The following is an 11,738-nucleotide window of genomic DNA, read 5'->3' as shown; positions in this document are numbered from 1 at the left end:
TATCTTGCAAGCGCGATGTGCTCGTGTACGGTGGTTCCATTCAGCCCGATCAGGAGAGGACCGTGAAAGAAATCACCCAACTGGCCGCTGAACTTGGCAGGCGCCTGCAAGTTCTCAATGCCCACGTCACCACGGCCGAGTCCTGCACTGGCGGCGGAATCGCCGAGGCGATCACCCGCATTCCCGGGAGTTCGGCGTGGTTTGAGGCCGGCTATGTGACGTATTCCAATCGCCAGAAAACCTTGCAACTGAATGTGCCCGAGGGGTTGTTCGAGACGGTGGGGGCGGTCAGTCGCGAGGTGGTCGAGGCGATGGTCCGTGGCGCGCAGGACAAAAGTCACGCGCGGTTTGCCGTCGCGGTCAGCGGTGTGGCGGGGCCGGACGGTGGTTCTGCGAGCAAGCCAGTAGGGACCGTCTGGTTGGCCTGGGGCGTTGGGGAGGCCGTGTTCAGTGAGGTCCAGCACTTCCCTGGTAACCGCGACGAGGTCCGCCGACAAACGGTCAAGGCCGCGCTAGAGGGGCTGCTGCGCCATGCCACTGGAGAAATCTCAAATCAGGGGTAGGCGATCCTGAAACGCTGTGGAATAATACTGGCTACTTATACAGGTGTTGGCCGTCAGGCCTTATTGATTACGTGAGGACTTTAATGGACGACAACAAGAAGAAAGCCTTGGCTGCGGCCCTGGGTCAGATCGAACGTCAATTCGGCAAGGGTGCCGTAATGCGTATGGGCGATCAGGACCGTCAGGCGATCCCGGCTATCTCCACTGGCTCTCTGGGTCTGGACATCGCGCTCGGCATTGGCGGCTTGCCAAAAGGTCGTATCGTTGAAATCTACGGTCCTGAATCCTCCGGTAAAACCACGCTGACACTGTCGGTGATCGCCCAGGCTCAAAAAGCCGGCGCCACCTGCGCATTCGTCGACGCCGAACACGCCCTCGACCCTGAGTACGCCGGCAAGCTGGGCGTCAACGTCGACGACCTGCTGGTTTCCCAGCCGGACACCGGCGAGCAGGCCCTGGAAATCACCGACATGCTGGTGCGTTCCAACGCGGTTGACGTGATCATCGTCGACTCGGTCGCCGCTCTGGTGCCGAAGGCCGAGATCGAAGGTGAAATGGGTGACATGCACGTGGGCCTGCAAGCCCGTCTGATGTCCCAGGCGCTGCGCAAGATCACCGGTAACATCAAGAACGCCAACTGCCTGGTTATCTTCATCAACCAGATCCGTATGAAAATCGGCGTGATGTTCGGCAGCCCGGAAACCACCACCGGTGGTAACGCGCTGAAGTTCTACGCTTCGGTTCGTCTGGATATCCGTCGTACTGGTGCGGTGAAGGAAGGTGACGAGGTTGTCGGTAGCGAAACCCGCGTCAAGGTTGTGAAGAACAAGGTCGCTTCGCCGTTCCGTCAGGCCGAGTTCCAGATTCTTTACGGCAAGGGCATCTACCTCAACGGTGAGATGATCGACCTGGGTGTGTTGCACGGTTTCGTCGAGAAGTCCGGTGCCTGGTACGCCTATGAAGGCACCAAGATCGGTCAGGGCAAGGCCAACTCGGCCAAGTTCCTGGCAGACAATCCGGAAATCGCCGCGAAGCTCGAGAAGCAGCTGCGTGACAAGCTGCTGACTCCAGCACCGGACGTCAAAGCATCGCCAGTCAAAGAGACGGCTGGTGACTTGGCCGACGCTGATATCTGATTGATCCGATGACCGCCGTACTCGATACACTCGTCGCAGTGCGGCGAACCGCCATGGACCTGCTCGCACGACGCGAGCACGGTCGGGTCGAGCTGACGCGTAAACTGCGTCAGCGCGGCGCCCTCCCGGAAATGATCGACACAGCACTCGACCGGTTGACGGAAGAGGGTTTGCTGTCCGAATCCCGTTACCTCGAAAGTTTCGTTTCCTACCGTGCCCGTTCCGGTTATGGCCCTTTGCGCATTCGCGAAGAGCTGGGCCAGCGCGGCCTGCAACGTCCCGATATCGAGCTTGCCTTGCGCGAAAGCGGTATCAACTGGCAGGAACAACTGGAAGACACCTGGCGGCGCAAGTTTGCCGGGCATCTACCGATAGACATGCGCGAGCGCGCCAAGCAAGGGCGCTTCCTGGCTTATCGGGGGTTTTCCATGGAGATGATCAACCGCTTGTTCAGCGGTCGAGGGATGGACGACTAAATAAAAACGGCCCGCTATTTCGATAGCGGGCCGTTTTTTTTTGCCTGTTGTTTACGTCACCTTGGACGGTTCCCGGGTGCGCTGTTGCGCCTGGGGTTTGGGCTGCGCCCAGTTTTCCGGCAGGTTGATGAAGTCCACCAACTCCCGCAAGCGCCCATGATCACGGGCATTGAAGGTAAAGGCCAGTCGTGCCAGATGGCTGAACTGCGGCTCATCGTGTTCCTCGCCGCTATACACATGCTGATGGAAGTGGTCGCTCAGGCACAGGTCGGCGAACGCCGTCTGCATGTGTTCAAGCGCGCCATCGCTGAGCTGATGATGCATTCGAATCACGAATTGATGCTTGAGCCAGCGGCTGGAGTGGAAGTTGCTATAGAACTGGTTGATCTCCTCCACCGCTTCTTCGGCGCTGTAGACCAGGCTGACCAGCTTCATGTCGGTGGGCAGGATGTAGCGGTTTTCCTCCAGTTGATGGTGGATGAAGTCCAGCGCGCCCTGCCAGAACGTGCCGCCCGGCGTATCCAGCAACACCACCGGCACCAATGGGCTTTTGCCGGTCTGGATCAACGTCAGCACTTCCAGCGCTTCGTCCAGCGTACCGAAACCGCCCGGGCACAAGACCAGTGCGTCGGCTTCCTTGACGAAGAACAGCTTGCGGGTAAAGAAGAAGTGGAAGGACAGCAGGTTGCTGGTGCCCTGGACGGTCGGGTTGGCATGCTGCTCGAAGGGCAGGGTGATATTGAACCCCAGGCTATGTTCCAGGCCCGCGCCTTCATGGGCGGCGGCCATGATGCCGCCGCCGGCACCGGTGATGACCATCAGGTCCGAGCGTGCCAACGCAGCGCCGAGCTCTCGGGCCATGCCATACAGCGGATGTTCGATCGGCGTACGGGCCGAGCCGAACACAGTGACTTTGCGCCGCCCCTTGAACTGCTCCAGCACACGGAACGCGTGCTCCAGTTCGCGCAGGGCCTGCAGGGTGATCTTGGCGTTCCAGCGGTTGTGATCTTCCTGGGCCATGCGCAGCACGGTCAGGATCATGTCGCGGTAAATCGGGATGTTGGGGCTATTGGGTGAAACCAGGTTGAGTTGCTCTTCGACCTTGCTGGTGAGGTCGTGGCCGCTTTCTTCAAAATGACGGCTGAGGAGGTCATTCGGTTGGTAAGGCATTCAACTTCTCCTTGCATTCAGGCTGTGTTTTTTCCAGCGAGTGAAAAAAACCTTCGCAACAACAAACGCATAGCGGGCCGCTCCTTTTCGGCCTGGCAGTCAATGTGAATACGCTAAATCTAGTTCCTCTGGATCAATTGCGCTGCCTTGATCATTGCGCCGCTAAGTCTTTCCTGGCAACCGCTTATTGACGATTTGCAAGGTGGTTTCACCGCTCGTCTGAACGCAGGCCCGCTGGCTGTGGCTCTGATTTACTAAATTACAGGCGTGACGCGACAACTTTGCGTCAAAGGCAGTACGCGAAGTTCATGCGGTTCAGGGATTTGAGTGGGCAGGGAGGCGGGAAATCATGGCCAGATTGATTCTGGAGATCGATGCGCAACTGTATCGATTATTGAAATCGTCAGCCGAGACCAATCATTTGAGTCTTGAAGAGGAGTGCTGCCGACGTTTGGGTGGGGGCGAGCGCCGTTCCCGTTATTTGCAGGCCTTGCTGGCAGAACTGCGCGCCGAGGATGAACAGCGGCGCGCCAATTCTCGATGATTACTTCTTCTTGGCCGGGGTTGCTTTTGGGCAATCCGATTCCTGATAACTGGCGGAACCGACCGAGCGGTTAGTCTTCACCTCAGTGAAGTCGTAACGCATGACCGCGCCCTTGGCCATCAGTTTGCGGAACGATGGATTGTTGCAGACAGAGGCGCCCAGCTGGAAATACACGGCTTTCGGATCGGCGCGCATCTTGTCGGCGTGGCTGCTTTGTACGCTCAAGTGGTTGATCAGCGTATTGCCTTCGACGGTGTAGCCTTGATCAAGAATGTCCTCGTTGATCGCCCGCGGTGTGCCGACGCTGCTCTGGACGGCGACGTTGCGCAGCTCTCTGTTGAGGTTCTGCTCACTCAAGGAAGCAGCCTGAGCGCTGAAGGACGACGCCAATAGAACGGCAGCGGTGGGAACGATAAGGCGCAGCATGAAACTCTCCTGGTTCAGTGACTGGTTGGTTCGACCCGTCACGTGACTGTGCGTTCAGTGGCGGCGGATTATAGGGGAGCGGGCCCGGACGGTACAGGCTTGCGCCGGCCGCTCTGATAAACTGCCGGCACTTTCCACCCTGCCGAGTGTTTCTTGTGTCGATTTTCCTTACCTGTCGGCGTCGCCTGCGATGAACCTTCAACTCCCAGGCTTTGCCGCAAACGCCGTGGCCCGCTTGCGCGATGAGCGCGAAGAGGAGGGTATCAAGCCGATTCAGGCGCGCGGCTGGCGCGCAACCCGTTGCCGTGCCTGCCGAGTGATCGAGAGCCATTGCTTGTGCGCCTGGCGTCCGCAGGTCGAGACCCGTTCCGGCGTGTGCCTGATCATGACCAACAAGGAAGTGTTCAAGCCGAGCAATACCGGTTGGCTGATTGCTGACGTCGTGCGTGACAACCATGCCTTCATTTGGTCGCGCACGGAAACCGATCAAAAGCTGCTGGACCTGCTGGCCGACCCGCAATGGCAGCCCTACCTGGTGTTTCCGGGCGAGTACGTCGAGCCTGAGCGCGTGACCAACACCGTCGACCTTGAGAGCAGCAAGCGGCCATTGTTCATTCTGCTGGACGCGACCTGGACCGAAGCCCGGAAAATCTTTCGCAAAAGCCCCTATTTCGACCGGTTGCCGATCCTCAGCCTGCTCCCCGAAAAACTCTCCCGCTACCGCTTGCGCCGCTCGACCCGCAGCGAGCACCTGTGCACCGCCGAAGTGGCGGCGCTGTGCCTGAACCTGGCGGGCGATACCGACGCGGCCTCGGCGCTGGACGCTTACTTCGACGTGTTCAGCCAGCATTACCTGGACGCCAAGCACCAGTTGGATATGAACGTTGCAACACCGGCCCACGCCGAGCTGATGCCCTTCGTGCAGAAAACGGTTCCGGTCATCGGCTGATTGTCGCCCATACTGCAAAGAACTGTACCGGCCAAGCACCTTGACCACCCCGTCTTCGCTGGGCATGCTTGGCGCCGATTAGGGCGCGGCCAGAGTTTGAAACGCCGTGTGATCACGTAATTGGCGTTGAACGTGCCCTGTTGGTCCAGCTCCGTGGCTGTACCTTGAGTTGCTTGAAAAACAGGATCATTTGAAAAATGGCCACATACGAAATCCTGATTGCCGATGACCACCCTCTTTTTCGAAGTGCATTACACCAAGCGTTGACCCTGGGCCTGGGCCCGGATGTCCGTCTGGTGGAAGTGGCGAGCATTGCCGAACTGGAAACCCGCCTGGACGAAAAATCCGACTGGGACCTGGTGCTGCTGGACCTGAACATGCCGGGAGCCTACGGTTTTTCCGGGCTGGTGTTGTTGCGCGGTCAGTACCCGCAGATTCCGGTGGTGATGGTCTCGGCCCAGGAAGAAGCCTCGATCATGGTCAAGTCCCGTGAATTCGGGGCCAGCGGTTTCATTCCCAAGTCGAGCGACCTGAGTGTCATTCAGAAAGCCGTGCGTGCGGTGCTCGATGGCGACGTCTTCTGGCCGCCCCAGGCCTTCGAAGCGGTCAGCGTGTCTGCCGAAGCCAAAGCGGCCAGTGAGGGGCTTGCGAGCTTGACGCCCCAGCAGTTCCGGGTGCTGACTATGGTCTGTGAAGGGTTGCTGAATAAGCAGATCGCCTATGAGTTGAGCGTGTCAGAAGCGACGATCAAGGCGCATGTGACGGCGATCTTCCGCAAGCTCAATGTGCGGACCCGGACCCAGGCGGCGTTGCTCTTGCAACAACTTGAGTCAATTGCCAGCCATTAAAGCGCTACGTATTCACGCTTTTTTGACCTTATTTACTCTAGCTTTCCCACTCCCTTTTGGTCAGTTGCCTACCCTATGTCACCTTTCAAAGGCCAGACCGGCCTAAAACGCATCCTCAACGCCTCTGGCTACTCCGTGGATGGCCTGCGCGCAGCCTTTACCGGTGAAGCGGCGTTTCGGCAACTGGTGTTGCTCAACGTCATCCTGATTCCGATTTCGTTCTTCCTGAACGTCAGCCGGGTCGAGCAGGCGCTGCTGATCGCCGTGTGCCTGCTGGCCTTGATCGTCGAGTTGCTCAATTCGGCGGTAGAAGCAGCCATCGACCGCATTTCCCTTGAGTTGCACCCACTGTCCAAGAACGCCAAGGACATGGGCAGCGCTGCGCAGTTCGTAGCGTTGACCATGATTGCGCTGGTGTGGGCGGTGATTCTGCTTTAAGCGATGGTGGGCAGCACGATCTCGTCGCTGCGCTGCACCCCGGCGGTGAAGGCGCGGCACAGGTCGAGGAATTCGCGCATCGCCGGCGTCTGAAATTTCTGTTTGTGCCAGATGAAATAGAACTGCCGGGCCAGGTCCAGGTCCGGTGTCTCCAGCGCCACCAGGCTGCCGCGGCGGAAAGCATCACGCAGCGCCAGCCGCGAAATGCAGCCAATCCCCAGGCCGGATTCCACCGCGCGTTTGATCGCTTCGGTGTGTTCCAGCTCCAGGCGAATATTTAACGAGCTGCGATGGTGACGCATGGCCTGGTCAAAGGTCAGCCGTGTGCCAGAGCCTTGCTCGCGCAGGATCCAGGCCTCATGGCTCAGTTCTTCCATGGTCGCGATGCCGCGTTTGGCCAGCGGATGCTGGGGCGCGCAGAACACCACCAGCTCATCCTCGACCCAGCTTTGTACTTCGATGTCCGGGTGGCTGCAGTCGCCTTCGATTAGACCCAGATCAATTTCATAGTGGGCGACTTGTTGCACGATGTTGGCGGTGTTCTGTACATGCAGCTTCACCTGGCTTTCGGGATGGCGCTGCATGAAGCTGCCGATCAGCAGCGTCGCCAGGTAATTGCCGATGGTCAGGGTCGCGCCGACCGCCAGGGAGCCGAAACCGGACTTGCCGTTGAGCAGGTCTTCGATTTCCTTGGACTGGTCGAGCAGCGCCACGGCCTGGGGCAATAGCTGTTTACCGAGGGCGTTGAGGCTCAGCCGTTTGCCGGCGCGGTCGAACAGCTGACAGCTGGACTGACGCTCCAGCTCGGTGATCGAGGTGCTGGCCGCCGATTGCGAGAGGTTGAGCAGGCCCGCAGCACGGGATACGCTTTCCTGCTGTGCGACGGCGACGAAGACTTGAAGTTGACGTAGAGTAAATCGCATATCTATATAACCGATAACCCTTATCTTAATAATCCAGTTAACAGATATTGTGGCTGCCATTAGAATGCGATGCAATTGCGCGCGGCTGGTTCTCTTTCTTTAGAAGAGCAGCGCAGACCCAATCTCCAGGAGTCCCACGTACATGAGCAACATGAACCACGAGCGTGTCCTCAGTGTTCATCACTGGAACGACACTCTGTTCAGCTTCAAGTGCACCCGCGATCCGGGCCTGCGCTTCGAGAACGGTCAGTTCGTGATGATCGGCCTGCAACAGCCCAATGGCCGCCCGCTTATGCGCGCTTACTCGATTGCCAGCCCGAACTGGGAAGAGCATCTCGAGTTCTTCAGCATCAAGGTACCTGATGGCCCGCTGACTTCCCAGTTGCAGCATCTGAAGGAAGGCGACGAGATCATCATCAGCAAGAAGCCTACCGGCACGTTGGTGCTGGACGACTTGAAGCCTGGCAAACATTTGTACCTGCTCAGCACCGGTACCGGTCTGGCGCCGTTCATGAGCGTCATCCAGGATCCGGAAACCTACGAGCGTTTCGAAAAAGTGATCCTGTGCCACGGCGTACGCTACGTCAACGAAGTCGCCTACCGCGAATTCATCACCGAGCACCTGCCGCAGAACGAGTTCTTCGGCGAGGCCCTGCGTGACAAGTTGATCTACTACCCGACCGTGACCCGCGAACCGTTCGAGAACGAAGGTCGCCTGACCGACCTGATGCGCAGCGGCAAACTGTTCAGCGACATCGGCCTGCCACCGATCAACCCGCAGGACGACCGCGCCATGCTGTGCGGCAGCCCGAGCATGCTCGACGAGACCAGCGAAGTGCTGAACAGCTTCGGCCTGAAAGTCTCGCCGCGGATGCGTGAGCCGGGTGATTACCTGATCGAGCGGGCGTTCGTCGAGAAGTAAGCTGTTATCCGGGTGACGCAGAGCGTCACTGGATGCATTCCCACGCAGCGCGTGGGAACGATCAGCCCCCGTTGCCAGTCAGGCAATGGGGGCTTTTTTATGCCCGGACGCAAAGTCTGCAGGAGCAAGGCTTGCCCGCGATGGCGTCCCTGAGAGCGCCATCGCGAGCAAGCTTTGCTCCTACGGGTGAGAGATGGGGATGACTTCGAGGACGCGAATCACCCCGGCCTCCGGGTAATGCCAGCGCACATCCAGATCCCAGAATTGCGCGCCATATTCCCGTTCCGGCGTGGGAATCTGGTACGCCGGACGTGGGTCTTGTGCCAGGCATTGCTCGATCAACTCAACCAGCGGCTCTTCAAGACGCTGAGCATGCCCGTGAGCCTGTTGCAGTGCTCCATCCGTCCACTGCACGGGAATCAACTGCGGCGCGGCGCTGGCGATGCTGTTGGAGGCGCTGTCGATGATATCGGCGTAAGGCACGTAGGGTTTGATGTCGAGGATCGGCGTGCCGTCCAGCAAGTCGATGCCGGAGATAAACAGCCGATTGGCTTCAACCTTGTCCAGTTTGACCACGGACTGACCAATGCCGTTAGGCCGATGGGTCGCACGAGTGGCAAACACACCCATGGATTTGTTACCGCCGAGACGAGGAGGGCGGACTTTCAGCCGTGGCTTTTCTTCCAGGGCCTGGTGGAACAGGAACAGCAGCCAGACGTGGCTGACCTGCTCCAGCCCTTGCACCGCGTCGCCCTGATCGAACGGCGCCACCAACTCCAGCACACCGCGAGCGGCCGGGGCCAGTTGCGGTTGGCGCGGGATGGCGAATTTCTCCTTGAAGCAGGAGCGCACGAAGCCGATGGGGGAAACGCTGTAGGTCATGGTTGGGGGATCGAAGCGGGGGAAGAGGCGGGCATGATAACCCACCCACAGATCGTACCCACGCTCTGCGTGGGAATGCCTCATTGGACGCTCTGCGTCCGCTTTGGGGCGCGGAGCGTCCCGGGCTGCATTCCCACGCGGAGCGTGGGAACGATCAGACGCCACAGATCGAGTCAGAGGCTGAACCCACCATCCAGCGGGATGATATTCCCGGTCATATAAGCCCCGGCCGTGCTCGCCAGGCTGATCGCCAATGCCGCGATCTCTTCCTCCCGGCCCCAGCGCTTCATCGGGATCAGCGCCGTATCCTGCGCCAGCGCCTGCTCATCATTGCCGATGTGCGCCGTCATCTTGCTCGGAAAGCGCCCCGGCGCGATCACATTGACGTTGATGTGCTGGCTGACCAGCTCCCGCGCCAGGATCCGCGACAATTGATGCAGGGCCGCCTTGCTCGGCCCGTAGGCATACGCCTGCTCACCAAAGGATGAAATCCCCGCCACCGAGCCGATGTTGATGATTCGCGCGGGATTGGCTTCGGAACCTGCTTTGCGCAACAGCGGCAAAAATTGCTGGATGCAGTTGAACACCGAGGTCACGTTCAACTGCATGACCTTTTCCCAACCCTTGATCGGGTAGCTTTCCAGCGGCGCGCCCCAGGTGGTGCCGGCATTGTTGACCAGAATATCCAGATGTTCAATCTGCTCGCCCAGGCGCGTGGCCAGTTGCAGCACGCCTTCCTCGGTCGCCAGATTCGCCGCAATACCGTGGCAGAGGCCGAACGCACTCAATTCTTCAGCAGTTTGCAGGCAGGCCTCAGCATCCCGGGCGCAGACGTACACGGTCGCGCCAGCCTCGACATAAGCCTTGGCGATCATTTTGCCGATACCACGGGTGCCGCCGGTCACCAGAGCGGTGCGGCCTTGCAGGGAAAAGTAGGGGTGCATGGCGAGTCCTGAAAACTGAAGGGTCAATACACCCTAGTCGTCAGCCGCCGGAAGCGGAGCCACTATTTTTGCGAGGAATGAAGCTCTATACGACGTTGCGCTTGCCGCTGCCCTTGTAGGAGCAAAGCTTGCTCGCGATGGCGATTTCGAAAACGCCATCGCGAGCAAGCTTTGCTCCTACGGGGCGATGGACTTACTGCGGACGAACGCGCAGGGTCAGGCCCTTGAGAAAGTTACGCAGCAACTGGTCGCCACAGGTGCGGTAGTTGGTGTGGCCGAACTTGCGGAACAGCGCGCTCAGCTCAGGCTTGGACACCGGGAACTCCGAAGCCTTGAGGATCGCGTGCATGTCGTCTTCCTTCAGTTCGAAGGCCACGCGCAGTTTCTTCAGGATGATGTTGTTGGTCACCGGGGTTTCGATCGGCTGCGGCGGACGGCTTTCGTCCTTGCCGCGCTTGAAGATCACCAAGCCATCAAGGAAGTGCGCCATGACTTCGTCCGGGCAGCGCACGAAGCCTTCTTCGTCTTCCTCTTTCTTGTCGAGGTAGGTCAGCAGGTCTTCCATGGACACGTCCATGCCGCCGGTCTTGATGATCTCGATGACTTTCTTGTCGCTGATGTCGAGCATGTAGCGCACGCTGCGCAGTACGTCGTTATGAATCATGGTGTGCAATCCTGATATCGGCAGTGGGCGCCGCATAAGCAGCGGCGCCGAAAGGTAGGGCGGCGTGAAAAGTCTTAGAACTTCTCTTTGCCGGACAGGTAGCGCCATTGCCCCAGCGGCACTTTGCCGATGGACACGCCGCCGATGCGAATGCGGCGGATAGCGACGACCTTCAGGCCCACGGCCTGGCAGAACAGGGCAATCACGCCCGGTTGTAGGTTCTTCATCGCAAAGCGCAGACGGTTTTCGTTCTGCCAGCTGGCCTTCACCGCCGGCAGTTCCTTACCCTTGTAAGTCAGGCCGTGGTTCAGGCGGTTGAGGCCGTGAGCCACCATGTCGCCTTCAACCTCGACCACATACTCCTGCTCGATTTTGGCGGAGTCGGCGGTCAGCTTGCGCAGGATCTTCCAGTCCTGGGTGAACACCAGCAGACCGCTGGCATTGGCCTGCAAGTCGGTGCTGGCGGTCAGGCGCAGGAAGTGGCCCTTGAGCGGGCGTTTGCTGAAGCGGTGTTCTTCGCTCAGGGTCTCGGCGCTGATGCTCGCCATCGCGGTGTCTGCATCCATGCCCACGGGCACGTTGAACAGAATGGTCACCGGCTCTGGCGCGGTGGCCTTGGCCTCGGGGTCGAGCTCGACTTTCTGGTTCTCGACCTTGAACTGCGGCTCGTCGATGACTTCGCCGTCCACGGTGACCCAGCCGCCCTCGATGAACAGCTCAGCCTCCCGACGGGAACAGCCGACGAGTTCGATGAGGCGTTTGGAGAGACGAATCGGGTCAGTCATGACAGGGCCGTAACAAAAAAGGGGTGGGCATTGTACCTGCTGGGCGCCGGTTAATCGCGGGTCCATTT

General features: G+C 59.4%; 15 protein-coding genes. 8 read left to right on the top strand and 7 right to left on the bottom strand.

Annotation, left to right across the window (positions count from 1 at the left end):
• Nucleotides 1-62 precede the first annotated feature (62 nt).
• The 3 genes from FQ192_RS03260 (at nucleotide 63) to recX (ending at nucleotide 2,175) form a co-directional block, all read left to right on the top strand.
• On the top strand, nucleotides 63-563 hold the full coding sequence (locus FQ192_RS03260) for a CinA family protein (protein ID WP_149657341.1): 501 nt from the start codon (nucleotides 63-65) through the stop codon (nucleotides 561-563).
• 83 nt (nucleotides 564-646) lie between these two features.
• Nucleotides 647-1,699: a recombinase RecA gene (recA, locus tag FQ192_RS03255; RefSeq protein WP_149657340.1), complete on the top strand. Its 1,053-nt coding sequence runs from the start codon at nucleotides 647-649 to the stop codon at nucleotides 1,697-1,699.
• 8 nt (nucleotides 1,700-1,707) lie between these two features.
• A complete protein-coding gene (recX, locus tag FQ192_RS03250) occupies nucleotides 1,708-2,175 on the top strand; it encodes a recombination regulator RecX (protein WP_133837286.1) in 468 nt (155 codons plus the stop codon).
• 51 nt (nucleotides 2,176-2,226) lie between these two features.
• On the opposite strand, the gene FQ192_RS03245 is transcribed toward recX, so the two are convergent.
• Nucleotides 2,227-3,345, bottom strand: a complete 1,119-nt coding sequence (locus FQ192_RS03245) for a TIGR00730 family Rossman fold protein (RefSeq protein WP_149657339.1) — start codon at nucleotides 3,343-3,345, stop codon at nucleotides 2,227-2,229.
• Between the two features lie 349 nt (nucleotides 3,346-3,694).
• Here FQ192_RS03245 and FQ192_RS03240 point away from each other — a divergent pair, with 349 nt between their 5' ends.
• Entirely contained in the window at nucleotides 3,695-3,889 is a 195-nt protein-coding gene (locus FQ192_RS03240) for a hypothetical protein (protein ID WP_054047053.1), read from the top strand.
• On the opposite strand, the gene FQ192_RS03235 is transcribed toward FQ192_RS03240, so the two are convergent.
• Nucleotides 3,890-4,315: a PA3611 family quorum-sensing-regulated virulence factor gene (locus FQ192_RS03235; RefSeq protein ID WP_123405872.1), complete on the bottom strand. Its 426-nt coding sequence runs from the start codon at nucleotides 4,313-4,315 to the stop codon at nucleotides 3,890-3,892.
• 190 nt (nucleotides 4,316-4,505) lie between these two features.
• On the opposite strand from FQ192_RS03235, the gene FQ192_RS03230 reads away from it, so the two are divergent.
• From FQ192_RS03230 to FQ192_RS03220, 3 genes are all read left to right on the top strand, one after another.
• Entirely contained in the window at nucleotides 4,506-5,264 is a 759-nt protein-coding gene (locus FQ192_RS03230) for a tRNA-uridine aminocarboxypropyltransferase (protein WP_149657338.1), read from the top strand.
• Between the two features lie 197 nt (nucleotides 5,265-5,461).
• Nucleotides 5,462-6,112, top strand: a complete 651-nt coding sequence (erdR, locus tag FQ192_RS03225; RefSeq protein WP_149657337.1) for a response regulator transcription factor ErdR — start codon at nucleotides 5,462-5,464, stop codon at nucleotides 6,110-6,112.
• A 75-nt stretch (nucleotides 6,113-6,187) separates the two neighbouring features.
• Complete coding sequence (locus FQ192_RS03220) at nucleotides 6,188-6,550, top strand: diacylglycerol kinase (protein WP_133837290.1); 363 nt, start codon at nucleotides 6,188-6,190, stop codon at nucleotides 6,548-6,550.
• Here FQ192_RS03220 and FQ192_RS03215 read toward each other — a convergent pair.
• Nucleotides 6,547-7,473, bottom strand: a complete 927-nt coding sequence (locus FQ192_RS03215; protein ID WP_178128992.1) for a LysR family transcriptional regulator — start codon at nucleotides 7,471-7,473, stop codon at nucleotides 6,547-6,549. The two genes, FQ192_RS03220 and FQ192_RS03215, sit on opposite strands and share 4 nt — an antisense overlap.
• Before the next feature lie 142 nt (nucleotides 7,474-7,615).
• On the opposite strand from FQ192_RS03215, the gene fpr reads away from it, so the two are divergent.
• Complete coding sequence (fpr, locus tag FQ192_RS03210) at nucleotides 7,616-8,395, top strand: ferredoxin-NADP reductase (RefSeq protein ID WP_003443014.1); 780 nt, start codon at nucleotides 7,616-7,618, stop codon at nucleotides 8,393-8,395.
• Between the two features lie 180 nt (nucleotides 8,396-8,575).
• Here the strand turns inward: fpr and tsaA are convergent, their stop codons facing one another.
• From tsaA to FQ192_RS03190, 4 genes are all read right to left on the bottom strand, one after another.
• The gene (gene tsaA, locus FQ192_RS03205; RefSeq protein WP_149657335.1) at nucleotides 8,576-9,277 is read right to left on the bottom strand and encodes a tRNA (N6-threonylcarbamoyladenosine(37)-N6)-methyltransferase TrmO; all 702 of its coding nucleotides are present in this window, start codon (nucleotides 9,275-9,277) and stop codon (nucleotides 8,576-8,578) included.
• Nucleotides 9,278-9,450: 173 nt separating this feature from the next.
• Nucleotides 9,451-10,221 (bottom strand): SDR family oxidoreductase, encoded by a 771-nt coding sequence (locus tag FQ192_RS03200; RefSeq protein ID WP_149657334.1) that lies wholly within the window; start codon nucleotides 10,219-10,221, stop codon nucleotides 9,451-9,453.
• 193 nt (nucleotides 10,222-10,414) lie between these two features.
• Nucleotides 10,415-10,885 carry a DUF1456 family protein gene (locus FQ192_RS03195; protein ID WP_054615966.1) on the bottom strand — a complete coding sequence of 157 codons (471 nt, stop codon included), beginning with the start codon at nucleotides 10,883-10,885 and terminating at the stop codon, nucleotides 10,415-10,417.
• 74 nt (nucleotides 10,886-10,959) lie between these two features.
• Complete coding sequence (locus FQ192_RS03190; protein WP_149657333.1) at nucleotides 10,960-11,670, bottom strand: rRNA pseudouridine synthase; 711 nt, start codon at nucleotides 11,668-11,670, stop codon at nucleotides 10,960-10,962.
• Between the last annotated feature and the right edge of the window lie 68 nt (nucleotides 11,671-11,738).

Origin of the sequence: Pseudomonas sp. ANT_J12 (assembly GCF_008370045.1) — a bacterium.
Classification (GTDB): domain Bacteria; phylum Pseudomonadota; class Gammaproteobacteria; order Pseudomonadales; family Pseudomonadaceae; genus Aquipseudomonas.
Note: the sequence above shows the minus strand (reverse complement) of the source record. Positions and strands in the feature narration are given on the sequence as shown.